The sequence below is a fragment of the Streptomyces sp. NPDC088554 genome, assembly GCF_044752945.1.
GTDB lineage: Bacteria > Actinomycetota > Actinomycetes > Streptomycetales > Streptomycetaceae > Streptomyces.
In genome coordinates, this window is the sequence record NZ_JBIVMF010000013.1 from 45,858 (window position 1) to 71,121 (window position 25,264).

Here is a 25,264-nt window from a genome sequence, read left to right on the forward strand (position 1 = left end):
TCCCACGCACTACCCGTCACTGGAGGCTGCATTGCGAGAGCCCGTGCGAGAGCCCGTCCCCCCACGTCCGGGACTCCGTCGTCGCGCCCTCGGGTCCGGGGTGTTCGTCGCGTCCGCCGCCCTGCTGCTGCCGCTGGTCTCGGCGGGGCCCTCCGCCACCGCCGAGCGGCCCGGCCCCGGCTCCCTCCAGCGCGAGTTCGCCGCGGCGTCCGCCCGGTACGGGGTGCCGCAGAGTGTGCTGCTGGGCGTGTCGTACCTCCAGTCGCGCTGGGACACGCACGACGGCGCGCCGAGCGTCACCGGCGGCTACGGTCCGATGCATCTGACGGACGCCGAGGCCGCGCTCGCGCGGGCGGCCGGCCCCGAGCAGCACCACTCGGACGGATCGGAGGACGCGCGCGGTGACTCCTCCCGCCCGGCCGTCCGGCCCGTCCCCGGGACGGCCGGGTCCGCGAGGCCGCCGGAGAACTCCGAGCCGCCCGCCCGGCTGCGGACCCTGCACCGCGCCGCCGCGCTGACCGGGCTGGCCCCCGAGGAGCTGCGGCGGAGCCCCGGCGCCAATGTCCGGGGCGGCGCCGCGCTGCTGGCGGCGGCCCAGCGGGAGCTGGGCAAGCCGCTGAGCGCCGACCCCGCCGACTGGTACGGGGCGGTCGCCCTGTTCTCCGGGGCGGGCGACCCCTCGGCCGGCTCGGGGTACGCCAATGAGGTGTACGAGGTGATCCGGGCCGGCGAGCGGCGTACCACGGACAGCGGCCAGCGGGTGGTCCTGCGCGCGGTGCCCGGTCTGCCGCGTACCGACAGGACCGTACGGCCGGGAGCGCGCGCGGCGGGGACCGAGTGTCCCGCCACCGTCTCCTGCCAGTGGGCCCCCGCGGCGTACGAGCGGTTCGGCGAGGGCGACTACGGCAATCACGACCTGGCCGACCGGCCGCGTTCCCAGTCGGTCGACTACATCGTCATCCACGACGTCGAGGGGTACTGGGACGGCGCCCTCAGCCTGATCAAGGACCCGGAGTATGTGTCGTGGCACTACACGCTGCGCTCCTCCGACGGGCAGATCGCCCAGCACGTACGGACCAAGGACGTCGCCTGGCACGCCGGGAACTGGTACATCAACTCCACGTCCGTCGGGCTGGAGCACGAGGGCTTCCTCGCCGCGCCGGACGCCTGGTACACGGAGGCGATGTACCGCGCGTCCGCGCGGCTGGTGGTGTATCTGGCGGAGAAGTACGGTGTCCCGCTGGACCGGCAGCACATCCTGGGCCATGACACCGTGCCGGGGACGACCACGGCGACGGTCCCCGGGATGCACACCGACCCCGGCCCCTACTGGGACTGGGCACACTACTTCGAGCTGCTGGGCCGGCCGTTCGCGCCGGACGCGGGAGCGGACGCGCGGGTGGTGACGATCCGGCCCGACTACGCGTCGAACCAGCCGGTGTACACCGGGTGCGGGACCACCGGGCAGCTCTGCGCCGCGCACGGTTCGGGCGCGGTACGGCTGCACACCGCGCCGGACGCGAACGCGCCGCTGGTGAAGGACATCGGGCTGCGTCCGGGCGGCGACGAGTCCACCACCGGCGTCAATGACCTGGGCGCCCGCGCCACCACCGGCCAGCGGTACGCGGTCGCCGGACGCGAGGGCGACTGGACGGCGCTCTGGTACCTCGGCCAGAAGGCGTGGTTCCACAACCCGGCCGCGCGCCCCACCGCGGTGGGCACCCGGGCCGCGGTACTGACACCGAGGGCCGGGCTGACGGAGATCCCGGTGTACGGGCGGGCCTATCCGGAGGCGGCCGCGTACCCGGCGGGGGTGCCGGTCCAGACTGTCTCCGCACTGCCGTACAAGGTGCTCGCGGGCCAGCGTTACACGGTGGGCCGCCAGGTGCCGGGGGAGTACTTCTACGCGCCGACGTTCGAGACCTCGGGCCACCGGATGGTGCGGGGTACGGAGGCGTACTACGAAATCCAGTACGGGCACCGGATCGCCTTTGTGAAGGCGTCCGATGCCGAGGTACGTCCGGCGGACTGACCGCCGGGCCGGGGGAACCGGGCGTCATCGGCCACGGGGGTGCCGATGACGCCCGGCGCACACCGTTCGCGTACTCGGCGACACGAGCCTTCCGGGGCCGAACTCCCGGCGGTGCGGGGCGGCTTGACGGGGACACGCGACAGTGACGGGCGCGGCGGCGAACCTCCGCCCGCGCACCGCCGCCCGCGCATCGTCCTCGTGGGTCAGCCCTGCTGGAACAGCTCCGCCGGCAGCGGCTTCAGCAGTGCGTAGAGATCGTCCGTGATCGGCCGGTCCCAGCTGGCGATGGTGACCAGGACCTGGTCACTGCGGTCGAACTGGACACAGGAGATCCGGCTCTCGGAGAGCTTCAGCCGCCGGACGATCAGCAGGTTGTCGCCCTGCATCACCGGCATGTCCTCGCTGCCGACGACCTCGACCGGCTCCTCGTTCTCCAGCGCCAGCAGCAGCTGCGCCACCTCGAACGGGATCTGCCCCTCCGTCAGCTCACGGGCGGGTGAGCCCTCCGGGAGATTACCGATGACCATCGCGGGGCCCCGGCCGCCGAACAGGTCGTACCGGAGGAAGACACCCTGGCAGCTGCCGTCGGGCGCGGGCAGCAGCCCGGCGCCGAGATTGCCGGGCCAGTCACCCGGGTCCATGGCCAGGACATCGAAGTCCGGGCCCGCGGGTGTGGCGGCGCTGCGGCGGCGGAGAAAGGACATCCCACCATGGTACGTGTTCGCGCCACTCCACCGGAGCCGGGTGGACGTCAACGCACCGGTCGGGGGCACGCCATGGCGAGGTTTCCGTTCGCCGGGCCCGTGGTGTTCGTGGTGTCGGCCGCACGGAGGGGGGTACGGATCGCACGGGCTCCTCCGGTACGTACCGGAGGAGCCCGGCCCGCGCGGGGCGGGCCGTGTCAGGTGAGGTCGAACTCCCCGGCACGCGCGTCGATCACGAACGCCCGCCACTCGGCCGGGCTGAAGATCAGCGACGGGCTCTCCGGCCTGCCGCTGTTGCGCATGGCGATGAAGCCCTCGACAAAGGCGATCTGGACATCACCCGTCCCCCGGCTGCTCGACCGCCAGTCCGCGGTGCTCAGATCGAGTTCCGGCTTGTCCCAGCCCGTATGCGGCCTCTGGGTGGTGATGCTCTCGGCCATCTCCAGCTCCTCCCACTGCGCGTCGTCCCGGGCCAGCCTATCCACCGCCACCGGTCCCGGACAGGCCACACCCCGGCCCGCCCGGGGCGTAACCGGTCGGATCGGACGGGATGGAGCCGGACCGGGTCACGCCGCGCAGACGGAACGCAGCGAGCGGCCCAGCGCGGCCGTGTGGACGAGGTCCAGGTGCTCCTCGTTCCGTACCCGGGCCGCCGAGAGCAGCAGCGTGCCCTCGCAGTGGGACGCGGACCGCTCCTGCGCCGAGTCGGCGATCGCCCGTACGAGCGAGTCGTTGACGCGATTGATCTCGACGCGCACCACGGCCAGATCCGGCTTCTCCGTCGGAGCCTTCGCCGGATCGGCGTCCCAGCGGCGGTGCAGCGCCCGCTGGACGTCCTTGTTGGCCTCGATCTGGTCACGGAAGATCCGTACCGTCGCCGCCGGATCGGCTCCGAGTTCGTCCGCCTGCCGCGCGACCGTGTCGAGGACCTGCTGCTCGCGGGCGGGATCGTCGATGGGGCCGGCCGTGCCCCACTTCGCCGCCGCGACCAGATCGGCGATGGCCAGCCGCTGCGCGGACAGCTCCGCGACGGGCAGGAGGCCGTTGTACGAACCGAGGCCGTCGTACGAACCGACGGGGGCGGGTGCGGCGGTCGCCGCGGCGGCGCCGGGGCCGCCCAGGAGCGCGAGTGCGGCGGCGCTCGCCGCGAGCCAGGGGCGGACGGACCGGGACGGGCGCGCGGAACCGGGGCGCGGGGAACTCTGCTTCATGAAAACTCCTGAGGGGGGTGAAATCATTGATCTTACAAACCCCCGCTCACCCCGCCGGGAGCGCGGTCGGCAGCGCTCCCGCACCGTGATTCGTCCGCCCGCCCCTACGGGCTGATGGCGAGGAAGACGAACGCGGCGAAGATCCCCAGATGGACCCCGCCCTGGAGCAGGGTGGCGCGGCCGGGGGCGACGGTCAGGGCGCCGACCACCACGGTGAGGGCGAGCAGCACCATATGGGTGGCGTCCAGTCCGAGCACCAGCGGCCCGTCCAGCCAGATGGTGGCGAGCGCGATGGCCGGGATCGTCAGCCCGATGCTCGCCATGGCGGAGCCGAGCGCCAGATTGAGGCTCGTCTGGACCCGCTCGCGGCGCGCCGAACGTACGGCGGCGAGGGTCTCCGGCAGCAGCACCAGCAGCGCGATGACCACCCCGACGACCGCCTGTGGCAGTCCCGCCGAGTCCACCCCCGACTCGATGGTGGGCGAGACCGCCTTCGCGTCCCCGACGACGGCGACCAGCGCCACGAGGAGCATCACCATGCTGAGGACGGTCGCGCGCCGGGTGGGCAGCGGTGCGTGCGAGTCGGTCTCGCGGACCTCGCCGTCCTGCGTGACGGGCAGGAAGTAATCGCGGTGGCGCACGGTCTGTACGGCGACGAACAGCCCGTACAGAGCGAGCGAGGCGACGGCGGCGAAGCCCAGCTGTGCCGGCGAGAACTGCGGGCCCGGTTCGCTGGTGGTGAAGGTCGGGATGACCAGGGTGAGGGTGGCCAGCGTGGTCACATTGGCCAGCGCGGCGCCCGTGCCCTCGGCGTTGAACACGGCGACCCTGCTGCGCAACGCGCCGACCAGCAGACACAGACCAACGATCCCGTTGCAGGTGATCATGACGGCGGCGAAGACGGTGTCGCGGGCGAGGGTGGCGGTCTTGCCGCCGCCGTCGATCATGAGGGTGACGATGAGCGCCACCTCGATGACCGTGACCGCCACGGCGAGGATGAGCGCGCCGTACGGGTCGCCCACCCGGTGGGCGACGACCTCGGCGTGGTGGACGGCCGCGAGCACCGCGCCCGCCAGACAGAGCGCGACCAGACCGACGGCGAAGCCGGGCAGTTCCCGCCCCCAGCTGAGGATCAGGGCGACCAGCGCGAGCAGCGGCACCACCACGGTCCACTGCGCCAGCAGTGACCGGACGCTGATGCTCGGGCTCATGCGGCCCACGCTGCCAGAGGTGGCACGGACGCGCGCGGCGGGCTGCGCCGGACGGCCCGCCGGGGTCCCGTCCCTGATGCGCTCTCCGTCGCGCTGTGGTACGGAGGGGCATCGACGGCACTTCCCGGAGGAGGCTTCGCCATGACGGAGGACGCGGAGGAGACGGCCGGGGGCGCTTCCGGGGATGTCGCGGGGAGCGCCGCCGTGCCGTTCGCGGTTTCCCCCGCCCGCGCGGCGGCGGGAGCGGGGGCGGGGGCGGCGGCTTCGGGCGGGACGGTCCTGCGGCACGGCTCCGCCGCCCGCGCGGGGCTGCTCGCGGACCAGCTGGAGCGGCTGGCCGACGACGCGGCGGCCTTCCTCGGCCCGTCCCCGGTCCACCCCTGGTACGCGGGCGCCGTGCTGCTCGCCGGGCGCGGCGGGACCGTGGCCCTGCACCGGGCGATCGGCCACGCCCTGCGCTACGCGGCGTACGACGAGAGGACCGGCGCCGGGGTGGAGCTGGAGGCGGGGCGGCGGGTCGCGATGACCGAGGACACGGTCTTCGATCTCGCCTCCGTCTCGAAGCTGTTCACCTCGGTCCTCACGGTCCAGCAGATCGAGCGGGGCGCGCTGGAGCTGGAGGCGCGGGTCGCGGCGTACCTCCCGGAGTTCGGTGGGGGCGGGAAGGGCGCGGTCACCGTACGCCAGCTGCTGACCCACACCTCCGGTCTGCGCGCCTGGCTCCCGCTGTACCGGGAACCGACGCGCGAGGCCATGGTGCGGCGGCTGTGGGACGAGGCTCCGGCCCAGCCGCCCGGCACGGCCTATCTCTACTCGGACCTCAATCCGATCGTGCTTCAGCTGCTCCTGGAGAGGATCACCGGTCGCACTCTGGATGTCCTGCTCCACGACGAGATCACCGCTCCGCTCGGGATGCACCGCACTCGCTACAACCCGCCCGCCTCCTGGCGGCCCCTGATCGCCGCCACCGAGGACGCCCGCCCGCCGTGGTCCGGGCTCGACCGGGGGCTCGTGCGGGGCGAGGTCCATGACGAGAACGCGTACGCCCTGGGCGGGGTCGCGGGCCACGCCGGGGTCTTCTCCCGCGCCTGGGACCTGGCGATCCTCGCCCGTACGCTGCTCAACGGCGGAGTGTACGGCGGGACGCGGATCCTGGGCGCCCGGTCCGTGGAGCTGCTGTTCACCGATTTCAACACGGCCTTCCCCGGTGACGCCCATGGCCTCGGCTTCGAGCTGGACCAACGCTGGTACATGGGCGCGATGGCCGCTCCGGGCACGGCGGGCCACACCGGGTTCACCGGCACCGGTCTCGTCCTGGACCCGACGACCGACTCGTTCCTGATCGTCCTCGGCAACTCCGTCCATCCGGTACGGAGCTGGCGCTCGGGCAGCGCGCCCCGGGTGGCGGCGGCCGACCGGATGGCGCGCGCCGTCCCGGTCACCCCGGAGCATGGCCGGGCCGCCTGGTACTCCGGTATGGCGAGCGCGACGACGGCCACGCTCACGCTGCCCGAGGTCACCGTCGGCCCCGGTCCTGCCCGGCTGTGCTGTTCCCTGTGGTGGGACACCGAGCCGGACGCCGACACACTGTTCCTGGAAGTGCCGGAGGGCGACGGGTGGCGGCCGCTGCCCTTCACGACCGTACGCTCCGGGCAGGAGCCGCGCGTCCATCCGGACGGTGCGGTGACGGGCCGGTCGGGGCGGGTCTGGCACCGGCTGACCGCCGACCTCCCCGCCCTCCCCGGCGGCGGGGTGCGGCCGCGCTGGCGGTACACGACGGACCAACGGTACGTCGGGCGGGGCGTGTACGTGGACCGGCCCCGGATCGAGACCGGCGGCCGTACGGTCTTCGACGCGGCGCGGCCCGGGGACGCGGCGCGGATCGAGGCGGTGGGCTGGACCCTGTCGGCGGACTGACCCGCCGGACGGGCCGGGACCGGCCCCGCGCTCACCGTCCCAGCGCCGCCATCGCCGCGTTGTGGCCCGGCACACCGCTGACCCCGCCTCCCCGGACGGCGCCCGCGCCGCAGAGCAGCACATTGGCGTGCGCGGTCTCCACGCCCCAGCGGGCGGTGCCCTCCTGCGCGTAGGGGAACGCCAGATCGCGGTGGAAGATATGGCCGCCGGGCATCCGCAGTTCGCGTTCGAGGTCGAGCGGGGACTTCGCCTCGATACAGGGCCGGCCGTCCGCGTCGAGCGCCAGACAGTCCGCGATCGGTTCGGCCAGCCGGTCGTCCAGCTCCGCGAGAGTCGCGGCGAGCAGCTGGGTGCGTACGGTGTCGTGGTCGTCCGCGAACAGCCGCGCGGGGGTGTGGAGTCCGAACAGGGTCAGGGTGTGACAGCCCCGCTCGGCCAGTTCCGGGCCGAGGATCGACGGGTCGGTCAGCGTGTGGCAGTAGATCTCCGAGGGCGGCGCGGACGGCGGGCGGCCCTCGGCGGCCTCCCGGTAGGCGGTGGCGAGCTGGCCGTAGCTCTCGGCGACATGGAACGTACCGGCGAAGGCGTCCCGGGCGTCGACCGACCGGTCGCGCAGCCGGGGCAGCCGGCTCAGCACCATGTTGACCTTGAGCTGGGCGCCTTCCGCGGGGGCCGGGGGCGGGTCGCCGAGGAGGGCGGCGAGGGTCTGGGGCGACGCGTTCACCAGGACCTGGCGGGCCGTCACCGTACCCTCGCTCTCCGCCGTGCGGAACGTGACCTCGGCGTGCGCGCCGTCGGTCTCGATCCGGACCGCCTCATGGCCGGTGACGATCTCCGCGCCCGCCTCCCGCGCGGCCCGTGCCAGCTCGTCGGTGAGGGCGCCCATACCGCCGACCGGTACGTCCCAGTCCCCGGTGCCGCCGCCGATCACGTGGTGGAGGAAGCAGCGGTTCTGGACGAGCGAGGGGTCGTGGGCGTCGGCGAAGGTGCCGATCAGAGCGTCGGTCAGCACCACTCCGCGGACCAGGTCGTGGTGGAAGCGGTCCTCGATGGCGACGCCGATGGGCTCCTCGAAGAGGCTCCGCCAGGCGGTGTCGTCGTCGACGCGCGCCCGCAGCTCCTCCCGGGTGGGCAGCGGCTCGGTGAGGGTGGGGAAGACGCGCCGGGCGACCCGTCCCGTCATCCCGTAGAAGTCCTCCCAGGCCGCGTACTCCCGCCCCGAGCCGGTCAGCGCGGCGAAGGAGTCGCGCGTACGCCCGGCACCGACCAGCAGCCCGCCGTTCCCCGAGGGGGTGTACGAGGACACGGTCCGTCTGCGTACGGTGAAGCGGAGTCCCAGCTCGCTCACGATCTTCGGCGGCAGCAGGGACACCAGGTACGAGTAGCGGGAGAGCCGGGCGTCGAGCCCCGCGAAGGGGCGCCCCGAGACGGCCGCGCCGCCGGTGTCGCCGAGCCGTTCCAGTACGAGGACGGAGCGCCCGGCGCGGGCGAGATAGGCGGCGGCGACCAGACCGTTGTGGCCGCCGCCCACGATGACGGCGTCGTACGCGGTGTGTGCGGGCATGGTTCCTGGGTAGCACGCGGATGATCGCGCGGCCAGGGGGACGGCCCCGCCCCCGCCGGTCAGCGGATCCGGGCGCCGTGGTGCTGGCTCAGCGCCGACACCTGGCGGTACAGCTGTGCGGCCTCGGCTCCCCTGCCGAGCTGTTCGAGACAGTGGGCCTCGTCGTTACGGCTGGCCAGGGCGTCCGGATGGGTGGGGCCGAGGACCCGGGCGCGGGCGTCGGCGACGGTGCGGTAGACGGCGAGCGCCTCCGGCCAGCGGCCGAGCCAGCCGAGGCCCACGGCGATCTCCCGGCGGCTGACCAGGGTGTCGGGGTGGTCGGGGCCGAGAACCTGTTCCCGTGCGCCGCAGACGTCATGGGCCTCGGCGAGGGCCTCCTCCCAGCGGGCGAGGCGGCCGAGGTTGACGCCGTAGCCGTGGCGGGCGCGCAGGGTCTCGGGGTGGAGCGGGCCATGGGCGCGGGCGCGGTCCTCGACGAGGCCGCGGTACAGCTCCAGGGCCTCCGCGCTGCGGTCGAGGCGGCCGAGGCTGATGCCGACCTCGTAGCGGGCGGCCAGGGTGTCGGGGTGGTCGGCGCCCAGCGCGCGGGCGCGGGCGTCGGCGACGGCGCGGTAGACGGCGAGCGCCTCCGGCCAGCGGCCGAGCTGGCCCAGCGCGTAGGCCACCTCGTACTGGCTGACCAGCGTGTCGGGGTGGTCGGCGCCGAGGACCGAGGCGCGGGCGGTGGCGACCTCGTGGACCAGCCGGTGGGCGTCCTCCAGCCGGCCGAGGCGGCTCAGGTTGTGGGCGAGGTTGTGACGACAGCGCAGGGTGTCGGGGTGGTCGGGGCCCATGGTGCGCTCGCGGGAGGCGAGGACGGCGGCGAACACCTCGTGGGCCTCGAAGTGCCGACCGAGCTGGCCCAGGACATAGGCCGTCTCCTGCCGGGCGGCGAGCGTGTCGGGATGGTCCGCGCCCAGGGTACGGGTCCGCCCCTCGGCGACCCGGGTGAACTCGCGCAGCGCGTCGTCGGTCCGGCCCGTCCTGCTCAGGGTGAGGCCGACCTCGTAACGGCTGCCGAGGGTGTCGGGGTGGTCGGGGCCGAGGACCCGCTCGCGTTCGGCGGCGACCGCCCGGTGCACCTCCCCCGCCTCCTGCCAGTGGCCGAGCCGGCCCAGGCGCAGACCGTCGTTGTGCCGGTGGGCGAGGGCGGCGAGCTGCTCGGGCTGCGCGGCGGGCCGGACGATGAGCGCGTGCGTCCCCGCTGCGTACGGCCCGGCCGCGTACATCCCCGCCGTGTACGTCCCGGCGGGCGCCCCCGCGACGGGCGGTCCGGTGAGGGCGCGCGGAGCGGGCGGTCCCATGAGCGCGCGCGGGCCCACCGGACCGGTCCAGCCGCCGGTCAGGCCCGCCGCCGGGTCGGGCGGGGTGGGCCGCAGCACGGACACGCCGACCGCCTTGTGACCGGTGGTCATGGACCGGGTCCAGGACGGCAGCAGCAGGTCGTCCGAGCGCAGCACCCCGAAACCCGGCCCCGCCGGCAGCGCGAGCCGGCCGCCGCCCGAGCGCGCGGCGGCGATACGGCGGCGCAGCTCGCCCGCGTCGGCGGGCCGGTCCTCGACGTCCTTGGCGAGCAGGTCGAGGACGATCCGGTCGAAGAACCCGGGCAGCTCGGGGCGGTGCGTGCTCGGCGGCTCGGGGATGGTGTCGCGGTGGCCGACCAGCACCGACCAGGCGTCCTCCAGATCGAACGGCGGGGCTCCGGTGGCGATCTCGTACAGCACACAGCCCAGCGAGTACAGATCGCTGCGGTGGTCGACGGACAGACCGCCGGAGATCTGCTCGGGCGACATGTAGTGCGGGGTGCCCATGGCGATGCCGGTGGTGGTGAGCCGTGAGGTGAACCCGATGTCGTGGCCGAGGCGCGCGATGCCGAAGTCGCAGATCTTCACCGTGCCGTCGTGGAGCCGCATGATGTTGGCGGGCTTCAGATCGCGGTGGACGATGCCCTGTTCATGGGTGTACGCGAGGGCCTCCGCGACCTGCGCGGCGATATCGACGACATCGGGCACCGGCAGCGGGCGCTGGCCGATCCGGCCGTCGGGTCCCGGGCCCGCGTCCGGGTCCTCCAGCAGCTGGCTGAGGTTGCGTCCGTCGAGCAGCTCCATGACGAGATAGAGCAGCCCGTCGTACTCGCCGAAGTCGTGGACGACGGTGACACCCCGGTGTTGGAGGGCGGCCGCGACCCGCGCCTCGCGGCGGAACCGCTCGCGCATGATCCGGGTGAAGGAGAGGTCCTGCTGCGGGCCCACCGGTTTGAGGCATTTGACCGCGACCTGCCGGCCGAGGGATTCGTCGCGGGCCCGCCAGACTTCGCCCATCCCGCCGCGCCCGACCAGATCGAGCAGCCGGTAGCGGCCTTGGATCAGCCTGGTGTCCGCCATCGCCCGCTGTCGCCCCCGTCACCTCGCTGCGCCCTCCCCGGCCCGTCCAGTATGGCCGCCCCGCCGGGGAGTGTGTACGGGGAGGGACGGGTGTCGGGCCCGAGTCGTGCCATCGCCCGCTTGATATGTTTCGGCGGAAGCTGCCAGCGGACCCCGGAGGGGATGCGGCGCAGCACCTTGCCGACGGCGGTGAACCGCCGCGTCACGGTGTCGGGCGCGGGCGCGGACCGGCCGTACAGCTCGTGGGCGTAGCCCGGCAGCGACGCGTAGGCGAGCGCGGCGGCCCGCCCCCACAGCAGGGCGCGGGCCGGCACGAGCGGGGCGGGCACCGGTGGCCTGCGCAGGAACGCCTCGATGTCCCGGGCCTCGGGGCCACAGGCCAGCTCGGCCCGACCCGGGTGAAGTAGGCGGCCAGCTCCGCGGCGGTGGCGGGGGTCCGCGCCGGGTCGAGGCCGACCAGCCGGGCGCTCTCGCGGTGTTCGGTCACATAGCGGTCGGCCTGGGCGTCGCTCATCGGGATGCCGGACCGGCGCAGGACGTGGAGGTACGAGTCGACCTCGGCGCAGTGCACCCGGAGCAGCAGCGCGGGTTCGCCGACGGCGTAGCGCTCGCCGGTCACGGGGTCGGTGGCGCCGAGCCGACGGTGTATGCCCCGGACCCGGGCGCCGGCCCGTTCGGCGGCCTCGGTGGTGCCGTAGGTGAGGGTGCCCACGAATCCGGCCGTACGGCGCAGCCGCCCCCAGGTGTCGGCGCGGACGTCGCTGTTCTGGGTCACCCCGCGCAGGGTGCGGGGGTGCAGCGCCCGGAGATAGAGGCCACGGATGCCCGCGATCCACATCATGGGGTCGCTGTGCAGCTGCCAGGTCACCGAATCGGGCCCGAAGAGCCCGGGGTCGGGGGCGGTGCCGCTGTCGCTCATGGGCACAGGCCAACCGGGGCCGTGGCGCGCCCGGCGCGCGAACCCAGGCCGGGCGGCGGACGATGGATACATGCTGCTGGCACCGCTCGCCCATGTCTCCCGGGAGGTCGCCGCGACGTCCGCGCGGTCCCGGAAGGTCTCCCTGCTGGCCGGGCTCTTCCGTACCGCCGGTCCCGAGGATGTTCCGGTGGTCATCCCCTATCTGGCCGGGCGGCTGCCGCAGGGGCGGATCGGGGTGGGCTGGAACGCGCTGAAGGACCCGCCCCCGGCGGCGGACCGGTCCACGCTGACCGTGCACCGGGTCGACGACACGTTCACCGCGCTCGCGGCCGTCGCGGGCCCCGGGGCGCTGAAGGAGCGCAGACGGCTGGTGCGGGAGCTGCTGGGCGCGGCGACCGAGGAGGAGCAGCGGTTCCTGGTGGGGCTGATCTCGGGCGAGGTGCGCCAGGGCGCGCTGGACGCGGTGGCCGTGGAGGCGCTGGCCGAGACCTCGGGGGCGCGCGCGGACGCGGTGCGCCGGGCGGTGATGCTGGCGGGCTCGTTGCAGCGGGTGGCGGAGCGGCTGCTGGCCGTGGGGCCGCCGGTGCTGGAGGAGTTCCTGCTGACGGTGGGGCGGCCCGTACAGCCGATGCTCGCGCAGAGCGCGACGGATGTCGCGGAGGCGATCGAACGGCTCGGGGCGTGCGCCGTGGAGGAGAAGCTCGACGGTATCCGGGTGCAGGTGCATCGGGAGGGGACGGAGGTACGGGTCTTCACGCGCGCGCTCGACGACATCACGGAGCGGCTGCCGGAGGTGGTGGCCGCCGCGCGCGGGCTGGACGGTGACCTGTTCGTCCTGGACGGGGAGGTCGTCGCGCTGGACGTGGCGGGCCGGCCGCGTCCGTTCCAGGAGACCGCGGGCCGGGTCGGGTCGCACGCCCCGGGGAAGGACGCGGTGCCGCTGTCGGCCGTCTTCTTCGACATCCTCGCGGTCGGCGGCGAGGATCTGCTCGATCTGCCGTGCGCGGACCGGCACGAGGCGCTGGCGCGGCTGGTGCCCGAGCCGATGCGGGTGCGGCGGATCGTCGTCACGGACGGGGAGTCCGCGGCCGCCGAGGCGTTCTGGCGCGCCGCGCTGGACCGGGGGCACGAGGGGGTGGTGGTCAAGGCGCTCGACACGCCGTACAGCGCGGGCCGCCGGGGTGCGGGCTGGCTGAAGGTCAAGCCGGTGCACACGCTGGACCTGGTGGTGCTGGCCGCCGAGTGGGGGCACGGCAGGCGTACCGGCCTGCTCTCGAACCTGCATCTGGGCGCGCGGCGGGACGACGGCTCGTTCGCGATGCTCGGGAAGACCTTCAAGGGGCTGACGGACGCGACGCTGGAGTGGCAGACGGAGCGGCTGCGGGAGCTGGCGGTACGGGACGACGGCTTCACCGTGACCGTACGGCCCGAGCTGGTGGTGGAGATCGCCTACGACGGGCTCCAGCGGTCGTCCCGCTACCCGGCGGGGGTGACGCTGCGCTTCGCCCGGGTGGTGCGTTACCGGGAGGAGAAGCGGGCCGAGGAGGCGGACACGGTCGCGGCGGTGCTGGCGGCGCACGGCAGGGGCGGCCGGGAGGAGGGGGAGCGGGGCTGAGGGGCGCCGCTCGTTCGTCAACGTAGGAACACGGTTCGTCAACGTAAGACCACGAGAGAACGGGCGCGCGGAAACGGTGCCGCCCGCCTGGTTCGCGGCGGGGCGGCACCGTTTCCGCGGTCCCGGGGTACGGGTGCGCTACGGCAGCTGCTCCTCGATGGCGGCGCGGCCCCTCTCGGCCAGTCGCCGCCGGGCCCAGTCCATGCTCTGTGGGGTGACGTCACGGCCGGAGGCCAGCACCAGGTCCTCGGCCGTCACCCCGTCGTAGGCGCCGGTGTGCAGCAGCCGGTCGGGGGTCACGCCCTCGTGGTCCGGCCGTGCAGCGGGCTCTGCGTTCATGCCGCCTCCTCGTTCGTCCGTGTCGCCATTCTCATGCCCCGGGGCCCCGGCCGCATTCCGGAGAACGGGCCTACAGCGGGCCCGGTGCCGGGCGGGGCCGGGCGGTGGACTGGCGGCCCAGGAGTTCGGCGAGGCCCCGACGGGTGGCGGCCAGGACGACCCGGTCGCGGGGGTGCAGCACATAGCCGGGGTGCAGGTCCCAGACGAGCCCGTCCGGGCGGCGGGACGCGTGGTCCTGCCGGGTGTCCGACAGATCGGGGCGCCGCTCCCCCGGGTCCGCGGTGTCCAGCGCGATGATCCGCCAGGCGCCGGGCCGGAACACCTCCGCGACCGTCCGCCCCTCCAGCCGGGGGTGGCCCGCCACATCGATGACGGCGACCAGCAGGACCTTGCGCTCGACCGGGATCGCGCCGAGGATCTGGCGCCCCATCATGGCGATGGCGAAGGCCGGCGCGGCCAGGGTCGACACGCTGCGGCTGCGGGTGAGCGCCTCGGGGTGGGCGGCGCGCAGGGTGCGGTAGACGGCGGTGGCGAAGTCGTCGTCGTACAGCCGCAGCGCCACCCGCAGATCGGGGGCGACGGAGCGCGCGTACAGCGTGGCCTCCAGGTTGGTGGTGTCGACGCTGGTGAGGGCGAGCAGGGCGCCGGCCCGTTCGATCTTGGCGGCCTCCAGCACGCCCTCCTGGGTCACGTCGCCGAGGACGACCGGTACGCGCAGGCTGCGCGCGAGCGCGATGCCCCGCGCCTCGGGGTCCTCCTCGACGCACACGACGGGGATGGACAGTTCGCGGAGCCGGACCAGGACCCGGGTACCGATCTTGCCGAGTCCGAGCAGGACGACATGGCCGGAGAGGCCGCGCGGCGGGCGGCGCAGCGCGGAGGCGGCGCGGAAGGTGCCGAGTGCCTCCAGGACGGCCGCGAGCAGTACGGGCAGGAGCAGCAGCCCCGTGATCATGGCGAGGAGCTGGAGGATCTGGCGTCCGGCGCGTGCTCCCTCGGCGGCCTCGCCGATGGCGAAGAGGTCGAGCAGGGTGAGGTAGGTGGCGCGTACCGGTCCGGCGTCGGTGACGATCATGGAGGCGACGGCCAGCGCGCACACGGCGGCCAGGATGCCCGCGAACGACCAGCGCAGCCTCCGGGAGAAGAGCGAGGCCAGCGGGGCGCCCCGGGCCGAGAGCCGGCGCGTCGGCAGGTCGGGACCCGCGTGGGAGACCGCTTCCAGGACCACGGTGCCGCGTCCGGTGGCGGCGGCGGCGCTCGCGTCGTCGGGCAGCAGCCGCGGTCCCTCCTGCCCGCTGTTGTCGGAGCCCTCGGCGCCCGCCGGGTCCTGGGAGGTGGCGGAGAGCAGCGCGAGGGTGCACAGGCCGGGGTCGGCGACCTCGCCGGGTCCCGGCGGGTTGCGTTCGACGGCCCGCAGCAGCAGGCCGTCCGCCCTGACCACCTTGCTGGTGCCCGCGACGGCGGTGGCGGCCAGTGCGGGGGCGGCCGTGTCGGCGTCGGAGAGGACGGTGGTGGTGGCGTCGAGGGCGGCGCGGTCGAGGCCGGGGAGGGCGACTGCCGCCGCCTGGTCGAGCAGCTCCTCCAGGTGCTGGCCGAGCTTGCGGTTGTAGAGCCGGATGACCAGCCGCAGCTGGGGGTTGAGCCGGCGGGCGGCGAGCGCGGCCCGGATATTGGTCTCGTCGTCGTCGTGGACGAGGGCGAGTGCGGCGGCCTCCGTCACCCCGGCGTCCACGAGCACGTCCTCGTCGAGCTCGGCCGTCTCCAGGACCCGTGGCCCGTCCGCTCGCCCGCCCGGGTCCCCGACCGGATCGGGGAGCGTCGCGGCCGTACGGGCCATGGCGGCCGACATCCGGCCGAAGAAGGCGGTGGCCCTGCCGAGACCGGCGACCGGGGTGGGCGGCCGGCGGGCCGCGCGTACGGGCGGGACGACCAGCATGACCTGTTCGCCGTAGACGTCGCGCAGCTCGCCCGCCAGCCGGTGGGCCAGCGTGTCATCGCCGCAGACGATCATGTGGCCTGCGGGAAAGCCGCGTTGTACCTGGTGAGGAAGTGTGGACACGACAACAGTGTTACGGAAGGGGCGGGCGGAAGCGATAGGCCACCCGGCCCGCACCAGGTGCCACGGAAATCGGACAGGGCGTCAACCGCCGCCGCCGGAACGGGATCCGCCGCGCCATCGGGGGCCGGGCCGGCAGCGGAAAGCCCTCCGGTCGGCGCGGGTGCCGGCCGGAGGGCTTGGGGGGTCAGCGCTTGACGGCCCGCAGGATGACGAACTTCGGATCGCTCGTCACGGTCTCGCAGTTGCCGAAGAGCCGCCGCAGCTTGACGTGGTACCCGAGGTGCCGGTTGCCGACGACCCACAGCTCGCCGCCGGTCCGCAGCGCCGCGCGCGACCCGGTGAACATGCGCCACGCCGTCGCGTCGGTCGTCGCCTGGTGGGTGTGGAACGGCGGATTGTTCAGTACGAGGTCGACCGTGCCCGCGGCGACCTCCGTCAGGCTGTCGCCGAGGACGAACTCCGCCGCCGTGTCCGTGTCGATGTTCTTGCGGAAGGTGGCCTCGGCCGAGGCCACCGCCGAGAACGACTCGTCGATGAAGGTCACCCTGGCCGCCGGGTTGTCCAGCGCCACCGCCGTACCGACGACCCCGTTGCCGCAGCCGAGGTCGACCACGTGCTCGGCGCCCCGGCTCCGCGGCAGATGCCTGAGCAGGAACCGCGTACCGATGTCGAGCCGCTCCGCGCAGAAGATCCCCGCGTGGTTGACGACGGTACGTCCCGACATGGAACCGATCCCGTCGGGCAGCGCGTAGCTGTGCGGCCAGGGGCCGGCCGTCCTGGTCCGTCCGGCGGCGGGCCTGCAGAAGATCAGCCGGGCCTTCCTGACCGCGAGCGAGGTGGTGGTCGGGCCGAGGATCTGCTCGAACAGTTTCAGGGTCGAGGTGTGGATCTCGGTGACCCGCCCGGTGGCGATGACGACGGTCTCCGGACGGATCGCCGGGGCCAGCCGGTGCAGCTGGTCCTCCAGCAGCGCGAGGCTCCGGGGGACGCGGATCAGCAGGACGTCGACGCGCTCCGGCGGGGTGTCCCGGGCGGAGAGCAGCCGTACGGCGCCGGGGTCCGCGCCGGAGCGGCGGAGATTGGCGCGGGTCGCCTGCTGGGTCAGATACGAGTCGGTGATCTGTGTCAGGGGGGCGCCGCCGAGCTGTCCGAGCCTGCGGGCCGCCACCGCCGTGGTCAGCGCGCCCCACCGGTCGCCCACGACGACGACGGTGCCCGACAGGTCGACGGGCTCCGCGTCGATTCCTCCGAGGTGCCGCAGCAGGTAGTCGTCGGCGGCGTCCCACGCGCGCAGCGTCTCGCGGGGATGCTCGGGGAATCGGGTGAGGCCGAAGTCGCCCCAGGGTGTCGTCAAACGGTTCATCGTGTACTCAGGCTAACCGCCCCGGCGCCCGGCGGACGCCGCGATGCCTGCTCAGGGTGGTGATCCGGCGTCCGGCCGCGCCTCCCTGCGGGCCCGTTCGAGCGCCTCGCGGGCCTGGCCGACGGTGAGGACGGCGGCGAATTCCGTACGGGCGATCTCCAGGACCACGTCGGCGTCGGCCGGGGGGTGCGGATGGTCGCGCAGCGCGATGTCCGCGGCGGCCCGCGCCAGCAGATCGTCGTCCGGGGACGCCCCGGGCCGGGACATGGTCCGCAGGACCTGGTGCCAGAGTCCGGTCATCGCGTCATTCCCCTTCGTCTCCGTCCGCCTCGTCCGCCTCGTCCGCTCCGTCCGCCTCGTCCACTCCGTCCGCTCCGTCCACTCCGTCCGCTCCGTCGGTCCGGCCCGCCGCGGACGCTTTACCGGCGGGGGCGCCGGAGTCCTCCGGGGCGACGCCGAAGACCGCGAGGATGTGGTGGATCACCTCGTCGGCGAGTGCCTGCCGGGAGAACGAGGTGCTGTTACGGGACCAGTGGGCCACCAGTTCGTTGGTGGCCCCGATGAGGCCGACCATGGCGAGGGTGTGGTCGCGCGGCGCGGCCTCGCCCCGCGCCACCGCCCGCTCGGCCTCGCCCGCCAGGAAGTCGCTCCACAGGCTGCGCCAGAGCAACCGGTGCTCCTCCACCGCGCGCCCGGCGCCGATGACCTCGACGAAGGCCAGCCGGGTCCCCGCGGGATCGACGGTGACCGCCTCCACATAGGCGTGGGCGAGGGCGCCGATCCGGGCGCGGGCGCCGGCGGACTCCAGCGCGGGATCGCTGAGCACCGTCAGCGCCGCTTCCATCCCGGCGCGCGCGACATCGTTGTGGAGGGCGATCAGCAGGGCCTCCCGGCCATCGAACTCCTCGTAGAAGGCGCGGATGGAGACCCGGGCGGTGGCGCAGATCCGCTCGATGGAGGTGGCCGGATAGCCCCGGGTGGTGAACAGCTCGGTGGCGGTGGCGAGCAGCCGCTCCCGACGCTGTGCCCTGCGGTCCTGGCCGGTGGATGCCTGCGGGACGGCCGTGCGGGTCGTCGGCGTGTCTGCGGTTTTACGGCCCGGATCCATTCGGCCTCCCGGAATCGCCCTGTGAACGCGCGGTGTTGTCACTGGTGAGGGCGCTTATCGAGGATGCCACGCGGAACCGGCCGACACGCCCCGTTCCCCAAATGCCTTCCCGGCTCCCGGCTTCCCGTCTTCCTCACCTCTTCCTCGCCTCTTCCCCGGTTTCCCGGTGGCTTCTTCCCCCGGTTTCCCGGTGAATAGCTCCCCGTCGGGGAGGATGATCGTACTGGCGACTCGACTCCGTACAGCGAAGGACCTTCCATGACCGTTCGTCCGCCCCTGCCGCCCTTCACGCTCGACACCGCGCGGCAGAAGGTCCAGGCCGCCGAGGACGCGTGGAACACCCGCGATCCGCTGAAGGTCTCGCTCGCCTACACCCGCGATTCGCGCTGGCGCAATCGCGACACCTTCGTCACCGGCCGGGACGCCATCGTCGAGTTGCTCACCCGCAAGTGGGAACGCGAGCGGGGGTACGCGCTGCGCAAGGAGCTGTGGGCCTTCGACGACGACCGCATCGCGGTGCGTTTCCAGTACGAGAGCCATGACCCGGCCGGGCAGTGGTGGCGTTCGTACGGCAACGAGCTGTGGGAATTCGACGAGCACGGTCTGATGGCCCGTCGTGAGGCCAGCATCAACGATGTCCCCATCGAGGAGGCCGAACGCCGGATCCTCGGCCCACGCCCCTTCTCGGAACACGGGGTTCCGTTCCCCCTCGCGTGAACCACCGCGATCCACCGCCGGAACCGATGGAGGGCTTTGATGGGCGACCTGGTGACCGAGCGGCTCCTGCTGCATCCGCTGACCGTGCGGGAGGCCGAGCGGGTGACGGCCGGTGAGCCCGGCGCCGGGGACCGGTGGGCGCCCGGCTATCCCACGGAGGGGGACATCGTGGGGACCAGACGGTTTCTGACCACCTGTTCGATCACCGGGGATCCGCGGCCGTTCGGCCCGTACGAGATCCGCCGCCGCGAGGACGGCTGTGCGATCGGCGGCCTCGGCTTCCACGGCCCGCCGGACGACGATCTCGGGGTCACGATCGGCTACGGCCTGATCCCCTCGGCGTACGGCAGGGGCTACGCCTCCGAGGCGCTCCGCGCGCTGCTGCGCTTCGCCCGGGAGCACGGTGTCGCCTCGGTACGGGGCGACACGGACCAGGACAACACCGCGTCCCAGCGGGTGATGACGGCCGTGGGCATGCGGCTCGTCGCCGAGCACGAGCGGCTGAGGTACTACCGGATCGAGTGGAGCGACGACGACGGTACGGCGGACCCCGTCCCCCGGAGCTGAGTCCGCCCGCCCCCGCTCCCGCTCCGGACAGCCGGCGGGCCGGTCCGTCGGCCCGCCGCTGTCCGTACCGCGTCGCTCCTGCCGCCCGCGCCTAGCCCCGGCGCGGGGTGGGGGTACGGCGACGGGTCGGCGGCCGGTCGAAAAGGCTCTCCATCGTGGGCTCGTCCTCCCCTTCGCCCTCGGCCGGCGGCGGCAGTTCGACGGTGTAGCGGGGTTCGAGGAAGATGCCGTGGTGCTGCGGACGCGCGGTGGGCGCGTCCGCCGCGGTCTGTCCCCGCGTCGGATCCTGGCGGGAAGATGAGGAAGGCATGCACAACCGTTCGGAGAGTCGAGCGGCCGCGCGGCCCGAATGCCGATCGACCCGCTGCAAAGGTGTTTACCTCATCATTCCCCGTCCTGCACAACCCTGGGCGGCCGGACCCCCGCGCGGCATGCCCGCCGCACCACCCGGCGGGGGCGCCACTCGCCCACACGGCCCTGCCGGAACGGCCCGCGCGGTCCGATCGGGCCGCGCGCGGGAAGGGACGTTCCGTGCGTGATGTCCCCGAGTCGGTCAGGGCCCCGGTGGCCGAGCTGGTACGGCGTGGCCGGGCGCCCGCCGCCGTACAGGCGCTGCGCGCGACCGCCGCCGCGACCATCTCCTACGTGGTCGCGCTCCGGCTGAGCAGCGCGGCCGAGCCGCTCACCGCGCCACTGACCGCGCTGCTCGTCGTACAGGTCACTCTCTTCTCCACCCTCACCACCGGCATCCGCAGGGTGAACGCCGTGGTCACGGGGGTGTTGATGGCCAGCGCCTTCAGTGTGCTGGTCGGGCTGACCTGGTGGAGCCTGGGGCTGATCATCCTGGCCTCGCTGGTCGTCGGCCGTCTCGTCCGGGCGGGTGAGTTCGTGGCCGAGGTCGCGATCAGCGCGATGCTCGTCCTCGGGGTGACCCAGGTGGCGTCCACCGCCTGGGACCGGGTGCTGGAGACCCTGATCGGCGCGGTGGTGGGGCTGCTGTTCAACTTCCTGCTCGCGCCGCCCGTATGGGTCGGCACCGCGGGCCGGTCCGTCGAGGACCTCGCGCGCCGGATGCGTCAGCTGCTGCTGCGGATGGGGGAAGGGCTGACCGACCCCATCCCGGTGGAGCGCGCGGCCTCGCGGCTGCACGAGGCGCGCCGGCTCGACGACGACATCGGCGAGGTGGACGCGGCGCTGCGGCAGGCGGAGGACAGCGTCCGGTTCAACCCCCGGGTGAAGGAGGGGCCGCTGCACCGGGTGGTGCTGCGGACGGGGCTGGACACCCTGGAGATCTGCACGGTGGTGCTGCGGGTGCTCGCGCGGACCCTCACCGATCTGGCGAAGGAGCGTACGGGGGAGCCGCTGTTCACCCCGGAGCTGGGAACCGCGCTGGAGGATCTGCTCGCGCGGGTCGCCGATGCCGTCGTGAGTTTCGCGGTGCTGGTGGCCGCCGAGGTGAGCAGCAACGCGGAGACGGCGGAGAGGCGACTGGCCGAGGATCTGGCGGCGGCGCTCGTGAGCCGGGACCGGCTGGCGGGGCTGCTGTTGGAGGGGGTACGGCGCCATCCCCGCCAGTGGCAGCTGCACGGCGCGCTGCTGGCGGAGATCGACCGGATTCTCGACGAGCTGGACATGGAGCGCCGCGCCGGAAGGCTGCTGGAGGAACTCGACCGCGCCGCCCGCGAACAGCGCGAGCGCCACCCCCGGACGGCCGCGTTCCGGCAGTGGGCGCGGCGGGCGCTGCCGCGTCGGCAGCGGCGGTGAGCGGCGGCGCGTACCGGCCAACTCGCTGGCCGGAAGCGCTTGTTCCGGGGCCGGAGAGAGAGTTGAGACCCATTGTTGATGAAATCTTTACCTGAGATCGGACGGCCGGTCGCATATTCCGGCGAAGAAGCGGACGCTCAGCGACTTATCCCCCGTCACCACAGGCCCCATCAGCGGGAACGGCGTGATCGCGCCATCGGACGCGAAGCGACCGGGACCGCCGCTTTCGCCCTCTTCGCGAAGAGGGCGAACCGTCGCCCGCCGCCCGCGCGGTCCCACCCGGCGTACGGAGAGCGCGAGTTGGACGGCCCGGGTACAAGGCGGCGCGCCGATGGCGATACTGTGCGCGCGCGCCGCCATCGTGGGCGGCGCGTTACCCCGGAGGATTTTTCGTGACCCAATTCAGCAGATCGTGGCGGCGCAGAGGCGCGCTCATAACGATCGCGACGGCGGGTGCGCTCACCGTCGGCCTGTCGGCCGCTCCGGCCTTCGCCCACACGCCCACCTGGTCGGTGACGTGTGACGAGGTCAGTCTCGACCTGACCCGTTACGGCTACAGCGACCAGAACACGGTGACGGTCACCGTGGACGGCAAGGACCTCCTGCCGACCGAGAACTTCAGGAACAACTTCAAGAAGACTCTCGACCTGCCGGAGCACAACACCGAGCTGACCGTCCGCCTCATCCTGAAGGCGGCCGACGGCGACCGCTTCTCGAAGGACGAGACCAAGACCGCTCCCGTCTGCGAGGGCACCCCGCCCCCGGCGGAGGAGACGACTCCCCCGCCTGCCGAGGAGACGACTCCGCCGCCCGCGGAGGAGACCACTCCCCCCGCCGAGGAGACCACCCCTCCGGCCGAGGAGACCACGCCTCCCACCTCCGGGGAGAGCACGCCGCCCGCCGAGGAGACCACGCCGCCCGCCCCCAAGGACGACGAGAGCACCGAGCCTCCGGCCCCCTCGGACCAGCCGAGTTCGCCCGGCGACCTGGCCGAGACCGGTTCCTCCAGCGCCACTCCGATGATCGCCGGAGCCGCCGCTGTCGTCCTGGTCGCCGGAGCCGGCATCATGTGGGCCGCGCGCAAGCGCCGCTCCGTCCAGAACTGAACGACCGTTCCCCGCACCACCCCGCCGCCACGACCGGAACAGCCGTGACCAGGCTCGCCCACCACGTCCCGTCCGCCGCGCCACGCCGTCCGCCTGTCGGGAGCGGGGCACGCGGCGGCGCCCCTCCGGTCGGGGCCGGCCCCGACGACCCGCGCGACACCCGGTACGGCCGGTAGTACCCCGGCCCCGCCCCTCGTCCGCGCTCCTCGGCCGTGTGAGGCCCCGCAGCCACCGTCTGCGGGGCCTCATCACGTTCCGGCGAGATGCATCGGCACCCTTCGCACCGGACAATGAGGGTGATTCCGTCCGGCCGCCGACACGCTGGGGGTGCCCATGGATCCGGTGGAGGCACTCGACAGGATCGCCTTCCTGCTGGAGCGCTCACGGGCCGAGACCTATCGGGTACGGGCCTTTCGCACCGCCTCCGAGGCCGTGGCGGGCCTGGCGCCCGACGAGGTCGTACGGCGCGCCCGCGCGGGCACCCTCGGCCGGGTGCGCGGGATCGGCCCGAGGACTTCACAGGTGGTGGAGGCCGTGGTGGCGGGCTCCGTACCGGAGTATCTGGAGCGGCTGGAGCGGACGGCGGCCGAGCCGCTCGCCGAGCGGGGGCACGCGCTGCGCCGGGCGCTGCGCGGCGACTGCCATCTGCACTCCGACTGGTCGGACGGCGGCAGTCCGATCGAGATGATGGGCCGGACCGCGGCCGCGCTCGGGCACGAATGGGCGGTGCTGACCGACCACTCCCCCCGGCTCACCGTGGCCCGCGGGCTGACGGCGGAGCGGCTGCGCGAGCAGCTCGACGTGGTCGCGGAACTCAACACGCGGTGGGCGCCGTTCCAGCTGCTCACCGGGATCGAGTGCGACATCCTGCCGGACGGGACGCTGGACCAGGACCCCGCGCTGCTCGACCGGCTCGATCTGGTGGTGGCGTCCGTCCACTCGAAGTTGCGGATGGACGCCCGCGCCATGACCCGCCGGATGATCGCCGCCGTACGCGACCCGCTGACCGATGTCCTCGGGCACTGCACCGGACGGCTGGTGACCGCGCGCCGGGACACCGGGCGGGGGCGGCGGAGCGCTGGTACGGACGGCACCCGGCCCGAGTCGGAGTTCGACGCGGCCGCGGTGTTCGACGCCTGCGCCGAATCCGGTACGGCCGTGGAGATCAACAGCAGGCCCGAACGCCTCGACCCGCCGCGCCGGCTGCTGCGGCTGGCGGTGGCCGCCGAGGTCTTCTTCGCCGTCGACACCGACGCCCACGCGCCCGGTCAGCTCGACTGGCAGCTCCTGGGCTGCGCACGGGCCGAGGAGTGCGAGGTCCCGGCCGGGCGGGTCGTCAATACCTGGACGGCGGAGCAGCTGCGGGAGTGGACCCGGACCCGGCAGGCGCCGGACGCGAGCTGAGACCGTCGTACAGAAGCGCGGGTCACAGGCTCCAGGACAGCGTGCCGTCCGCGCCCACGAGGACGGCGAGGACGACCAGATCGGCCGCTCCGAGGAACAGCCCCAGCAGGGCGCGCCCCCGGCGCGCGGTCCCGCGCCACAGGGCGAGGGCCGCCAGCACCAGGGCCAGGGGGCCCAGCAGGAGGTTCATCACGAGCAGGCCGAGGAGCCCGAGAACGAAGGAGGCGACGGCCATGCCGTCGGCGTCCCGGGCGGGAGCGGATACGCGCGCGGACAGGGAGGCGGGAGCGGTGAGCGGCACGGGGTGCGGACTCCTTTCCGGCGGGGAGGTCAGCGGCGCCGGGCACGCGCCCGGCGCTCCCGGGCGGCGAACACGAGCAGCCAGCAGCCGATGAGGGTGGCGGCGATCAGGCTGACGGGGGCCGGGACCTGCGCCACCGTGCCCAGCAGCACGCCCATCAGCAGCAGGGCGGCGACGAGGAAGACCATCGGACGCGCCTCCTTGCGGGTCGTACGGAAACGATTTCGCGAGAACGGTTGTGCACTGAATCCGCAGCCGCAGTCTACGGTTCCGCACACCGGCGAACAGTTGTTTACTGAATGGCATGAGTCACACCCGGGGAATCCGTCAGGCGCAGAAACAGAAGACCCGTCGGGCCCTGCTGGACGCGGCCCTGCGCCTCCTGGCCGACCAGGGCCTCAGCAGCCTCGGGCTCCGCGAGGTGACCCGCGCCGTGGGCGTGACACCGACCGCCTTCTACCGGCACTTCCGGGACACCGCCGACCTCGGGACCGCCCTGGTCGAGGAGGCGCTCGGCAGCCTGCACGGCATGATCGGCGGCACGTTCGAAGAGGCGGCCGACAGCGACGAACGCATCGACCGCGCCGTCGAGGTGATACGGCGCCAGGTCCGCGCGTACCCCGCCCATGTCCGGTTCGTCTCGCGGGAGCGGCACGGCGGGGTACGGCAGGTACGGGAGGCCATCGCCGCCCAGCTGCGCCGCTTCTCCACCGAGGTGGCGACGGCGCTCGGCGCCCAGCCCGCGTCGGCGGGCTGGAGCGGGGACGATCTGCGGATGCTGGCCGATGTCTATGTCGACCACCTGGTGATGACCGCGTCGGCGTTCCTCGACGCCGCCGAGGAGGGGCCGGACGCCGAGGAGCGCGTGGCGTTCACGGCCCGCCGCCAGCTGCGGCTGATCGCCCTCGGCCGCCGTCACTGGCTCGACTGACGCCCGGCC

23 protein-coding genes and 1 pseudogene are annotated in these 25,264 nt (G+C 73.7%); 9 read left to right on the forward strand and 15 right to left on the reverse strand.

Translation table 11 applies throughout. From position 1 onward, the window contains the following. Positions 1 to 100 precede the first annotated feature (100 nt). Positions 101 to 2,032 carry an N-acetylmuramoyl-L-alanine amidase gene (locus tag ACIP8W_RS16940; RefSeq protein ID WP_402203512.1) on the forward strand — a complete coding sequence of 644 codons (1,932 nt, stop codon included), beginning with the start codon at positions 101 to 103 and terminating at the stop codon, positions 2,030 to 2,032. 203 nt (positions 2,033 to 2,235) lie between these two features. On the opposite strand, the gene ACIP8W_RS16945 is transcribed toward ACIP8W_RS16940, so the two are convergent. The 4 genes from ACIP8W_RS16945 to ACIP8W_RS16960 form a co-directional block, all read right to left on the reverse strand. After that, entirely contained in the window at positions 2,236 to 2,736 is a 501-nt protein-coding gene (locus tag ACIP8W_RS16945; protein WP_401948337.1) for a hypothetical protein, read from the reverse strand. Positions 2,737 to 2,933: 197 nt separating this feature from the next. Further along, the gene (locus tag ACIP8W_RS16950) at positions 2,934 to 3,176 is read right to left on the reverse strand and encodes a DUF397 domain-containing protein (RefSeq protein WP_401948486.1); all 243 of its coding nucleotides are present in this window, start codon (positions 3,174 to 3,176) and stop codon (positions 2,934 to 2,936) included. Between the two features lie 126 nt (positions 3,177 to 3,302). Then, entirely contained in the window at positions 3,303 to 3,947 is a 645-nt protein-coding gene (locus tag ACIP8W_RS16955; protein ID WP_401948334.1) for a chorismate mutase, read from the reverse strand. Positions 3,948 to 4,051: 104 nt separating this feature from the next. Continuing rightward, positions 4,052 to 5,158 (reverse strand): calcium:proton antiporter, encoded by a 1,107-nt coding sequence (locus ACIP8W_RS16960; RefSeq protein WP_401948331.1) that lies wholly within the window; start codon positions 5,156 to 5,158, stop codon positions 4,052 to 4,054. Between the two features lie 141 nt (positions 5,159 to 5,299). Between ACIP8W_RS16960 and ACIP8W_RS16965 the strand changes: the two genes are divergently transcribed. Then, on the forward strand, positions 5,300 to 7,075 hold the full coding sequence (locus ACIP8W_RS16965; protein WP_402203514.1) for a serine hydrolase: 1,776 nt from the start codon (positions 5,300 to 5,302) through the stop codon (positions 7,073 to 7,075). A 31-nt stretch (positions 7,076 to 7,106) separates the two neighbouring features. Here ACIP8W_RS16965 and ACIP8W_RS16970 read toward each other — a convergent pair whose 3' ends face one another. From ACIP8W_RS16970 to ACIP8W_RS16980, 3 genes and pseudogenes are all read right to left on the reverse strand, one after another. Further along, positions 7,107 to 8,639, reverse strand: a complete 1,533-nt coding sequence (locus tag ACIP8W_RS16970) for a phytoene desaturase family protein (protein ID WP_401948327.1) — start codon at positions 8,637 to 8,639, stop codon at positions 7,107 to 7,109. Positions 8,640 to 8,698: 59 nt separating this feature from the next. Then, positions 8,699 to 11,062, reverse strand: coding sequence for a tetratricopeptide repeat protein (locus ACIP8W_RS16975; protein ID WP_402203516.1), 2,364 nt, complete (start codon positions 11,060 to 11,062; stop codon positions 8,699 to 8,701). Next, positions 11,044 to 11,981 (reverse strand): annotated as a pseudogene (locus ACIP8W_RS16980) (oxygenase MpaB family protein). Before ACIP8W_RS16980 ends, ACIP8W_RS16975 begins: the two are co-directional and overlap by 19 nt. 70 nt (positions 11,982 to 12,051) lie before the next feature. On the opposite strand from ACIP8W_RS16980, the gene ACIP8W_RS16985 reads away from it, so the two are divergent. Next, positions 12,052 to 13,596, forward strand: coding sequence for an ATP-dependent DNA ligase (locus ACIP8W_RS16985; protein ID WP_401948323.1), 1,545 nt, complete (start codon positions 12,052 to 12,054; stop codon positions 13,594 to 13,596). A 138-nt stretch (positions 13,597 to 13,734) separates the two neighbouring features. Here ACIP8W_RS16985 and ACIP8W_RS16990 read toward each other — a convergent pair whose 3' ends face one another. The 5 genes from ACIP8W_RS16990 to ACIP8W_RS17010 form a co-directional block, all read right to left on the reverse strand. Further along, the gene (locus ACIP8W_RS16990; protein ID WP_401948320.1) at positions 13,735 to 13,935 is read right to left on the reverse strand and encodes a hypothetical protein; all 201 of its coding nucleotides are present in this window, start codon (positions 13,933 to 13,935) and stop codon (positions 13,735 to 13,737) included. Positions 13,936 to 14,005: 70 nt separating this feature from the next. Then, positions 14,006 to 15,946: an NAD-binding protein gene (locus tag ACIP8W_RS16995; RefSeq protein WP_401948483.1), complete on the reverse strand. Its 1,941-nt coding sequence runs from the start codon at positions 15,944 to 15,946 to the stop codon at positions 14,006 to 14,008. A 232-nt stretch (positions 15,947 to 16,178) separates the two neighbouring features. After that, the gene (locus ACIP8W_RS17000; RefSeq protein ID WP_401948318.1) at positions 16,179 to 17,357 is read right to left on the reverse strand and encodes a methyltransferase; all 1,179 of its coding nucleotides are present in this window, start codon (positions 17,355 to 17,357) and stop codon (positions 16,179 to 16,181) included. Positions 17,358 to 17,408: 51 nt separating this feature from the next. Next, entirely contained in the window at positions 17,409 to 17,657 is a 249-nt protein-coding gene (locus ACIP8W_RS17005) for a hypothetical protein (protein WP_401948315.1), read from the reverse strand. A gap of 4 nt (positions 17,658 to 17,661) precedes the next feature. After that, complete coding sequence (locus ACIP8W_RS17010) at positions 17,662 to 18,465, reverse strand: TetR/AcrR family transcriptional regulator (RefSeq protein WP_402203518.1); 804 nt, start codon at positions 18,463 to 18,465, stop codon at positions 17,662 to 17,664. Between the two features lie 258 nt (positions 18,466 to 18,723). Between ACIP8W_RS17010 and ACIP8W_RS17015 the strand changes: the two genes are divergently transcribed. After that, a complete protein-coding gene (locus tag ACIP8W_RS17015) occupies positions 18,724 to 19,182 on the forward strand; it encodes a nuclear transport factor 2 family protein (protein WP_401948309.1) in 459 nt (152 codons plus the stop codon). A 39-nt stretch (positions 19,183 to 19,221) separates the two neighbouring features. Continuing rightward, on the forward strand, positions 19,222 to 19,749 hold the full coding sequence (locus ACIP8W_RS17020; RefSeq protein ID WP_401948307.1) for a GNAT family N-acetyltransferase: 528 nt from the start codon (positions 19,222 to 19,224) through the stop codon (positions 19,747 to 19,749). Positions 19,750 to 19,840: 91 nt separating this feature from the next. Here the strand turns inward: ACIP8W_RS17020 and ACIP8W_RS17025 are convergent, their stop codons facing one another. Continuing rightward, positions 19,841 to 20,059, reverse strand: coding sequence for a hypothetical protein (locus tag ACIP8W_RS17025; RefSeq protein ID WP_401948304.1), 219 nt, complete (start codon positions 20,057 to 20,059; stop codon positions 19,841 to 19,843). A 221-nt stretch (positions 20,060 to 20,280) separates the two neighbouring features. Here ACIP8W_RS17025 and ACIP8W_RS17030 point away from each other — a divergent pair, with 221 nt between their 5' ends. From ACIP8W_RS17030 to ACIP8W_RS17040, 3 genes are all read left to right on the forward strand, one after another. Further along, positions 20,281 to 21,513, forward strand: coding sequence for an aromatic acid exporter family protein (locus ACIP8W_RS17030; protein WP_401948302.1), 1,233 nt, complete (start codon positions 20,281 to 20,283; stop codon positions 21,511 to 21,513). A gap of 392 nt (positions 21,514 to 21,905) precedes the next feature. Continuing rightward, positions 21,906 to 22,619: an LAETG motif-containing sortase-dependent surface protein gene (locus tag ACIP8W_RS17035; protein ID WP_401948300.1), complete on the forward strand. Its 714-nt coding sequence runs from the start codon at positions 21,906 to 21,908 to the stop codon at positions 22,617 to 22,619. A 333-nt stretch (positions 22,620 to 22,952) separates the two neighbouring features. Further along, positions 22,953 to 24,023, forward strand: coding sequence for a PHP domain-containing protein (locus tag ACIP8W_RS17040; RefSeq protein ID WP_402203521.1), 1,071 nt, complete (start codon positions 22,953 to 22,955; stop codon positions 24,021 to 24,023). 22 nt (positions 24,024 to 24,045) lie between these two features. Here ACIP8W_RS17040 and ACIP8W_RS17045 read toward each other — a convergent pair whose 3' ends face one another. Further along, the gene (locus tag ACIP8W_RS17045; RefSeq protein ID WP_401948295.1) at positions 24,046 to 24,324 is read right to left on the reverse strand and encodes a DUF4190 domain-containing protein; all 279 of its coding nucleotides are present in this window, start codon (positions 24,322 to 24,324) and stop codon (positions 24,046 to 24,048) included. 29 nt (positions 24,325 to 24,353) lie between these two features. Then, on the reverse strand, positions 24,354 to 24,512 hold the full coding sequence (locus ACIP8W_RS17050; RefSeq protein ID WP_401948292.1) for a hypothetical protein: 159 nt from the start codon (positions 24,510 to 24,512) through the stop codon (positions 24,354 to 24,356). A 116-nt stretch (positions 24,513 to 24,628) separates the two neighbouring features. On the opposite strand from ACIP8W_RS17050, the gene ACIP8W_RS17055 reads away from it, so the two are divergent. Next, the gene (locus tag ACIP8W_RS17055; protein WP_402203523.1) at positions 24,629 to 25,255 is read left to right on the forward strand and encodes a TetR family transcriptional regulator; all 627 of its coding nucleotides are present in this window, start codon (positions 24,629 to 24,631) and stop codon (positions 25,253 to 25,255) included. Positions 25,256 to 25,264 lie beyond the last annotated feature (9 nt).

What these genes read in the sequence shown, in the direction of transcription:
- ACIP8W_RS16945 (WP_401948337.1), bottom strand. Translation starts at nt 2,736, where the DNA reads ATGTCCTTTCTCCGCCGCCGCAGCGCCGCCACACCCGCGGGCCCGGAC.
- ACIP8W_RS16950 (WP_401948486.1), bottom strand. Translation starts at nt 3,176, where the DNA reads ATGGCCGAGAGCATCACCACCCAGAGGCCGCATACGGGCTGGGACAAG.
- ACIP8W_RS16955 (WP_401948334.1), bottom strand. Translation starts at nt 3,947, where the DNA reads ATGAAGCAGAGTTCCCCGCGCCCCGGTTCCGCGCGCCCGTCCCGGTCC.
- ACIP8W_RS16960 (WP_401948331.1), bottom strand. Translation starts at nt 5,158, where the DNA reads ATGAGCCCGAGCATCAGCGTCCGGTCACTGCTGGCGCAGTGGACCGTG.
- ACIP8W_RS16965 (WP_402203514.1), top strand. Translation starts at nt 5,300, where the DNA reads ATGACGGAGGACGCGGAGGAGACGGCCGGGGGCGCTTCCGGGGATGTC.
- ACIP8W_RS16970 (WP_401948327.1), bottom strand. Translation starts at nt 8,639, where the DNA reads ATGCCCGCACACACCGCGTACGACGCCGTCATCGTGGGCGGCGGCCAC.
- ACIP8W_RS16975 (WP_402203516.1), bottom strand. Translation starts at nt 11,062, where the DNA reads ATGGCGGACACCAGGCTGATCCAAGGCCGCTACCGGCTGCTCGATCTG.
- ACIP8W_RS16985 (WP_401948323.1), top strand. Translation starts at nt 12,052, where the DNA reads ATGCTGCTGGCACCGCTCGCCCATGTCTCCCGGGAGGTCGCCGCGACG.
- ACIP8W_RS16990 (WP_401948320.1), bottom strand. Translation starts at nt 13,935, where the DNA reads ATGAACGCAGAGCCCGCTGCACGGCCGGACCACGAGGGCGTGACCCCC.
- ACIP8W_RS16995 (WP_401948483.1), bottom strand. Translation starts at nt 15,946, where the DNA reads ATGATCGTCTGCGGCGATGACACGCTGGCCCACCGGCTGGCGGGCGAG.
- ACIP8W_RS17000 (WP_401948318.1), bottom strand. Translation starts at nt 17,357, where the DNA reads ATGAACCGTTTGACGACACCCTGGGGCGACTTCGGCCTCACCCGATTC.
- ACIP8W_RS17005 (WP_401948315.1), bottom strand. Translation starts at nt 17,657, where the DNA reads ATGACCGGACTCTGGCACCAGGTCCTGCGGACCATGTCCCGGCCCGGG.
- ACIP8W_RS17010 (WP_402203518.1), bottom strand. Translation starts at nt 18,465, where the DNA reads ATGGATCCGGGCCGTAAAACCGCAGACACGCCGACGACCCGCACGGCC.
- ACIP8W_RS17015 (WP_401948309.1), top strand. Translation starts at nt 18,724, where the DNA reads ATGACCGTTCGTCCGCCCCTGCCGCCCTTCACGCTCGACACCGCGCGG.
- ACIP8W_RS17020 (WP_401948307.1), top strand. Translation starts at nt 19,222, where the DNA reads ATGGGCGACCTGGTGACCGAGCGGCTCCTGCTGCATCCGCTGACCGTG.
- ACIP8W_RS17025 (WP_401948304.1), bottom strand. Translation starts at nt 20,059, where the DNA reads ATGCCTTCCTCATCTTCCCGCCAGGATCCGACGCGGGGACAGACCGCG.
- ACIP8W_RS17040 (WP_402203521.1), top strand. Translation starts at nt 22,953, where the DNA reads ATGGATCCGGTGGAGGCACTCGACAGGATCGCCTTCCTGCTGGAGCGC.
- ACIP8W_RS17050 (WP_401948292.1), bottom strand. Translation starts at nt 24,512, where the DNA reads ATGGTCTTCCTCGTCGCCGCCCTGCTGCTGATGGGCGTGCTGCTGGGC.
- ACIP8W_RS17055 (WP_402203523.1), top strand. Translation starts at nt 24,629, where the DNA reads ATGAGTCACACCCGGGGAATCCGTCAGGCGCAGAAACAGAAGACCCGT.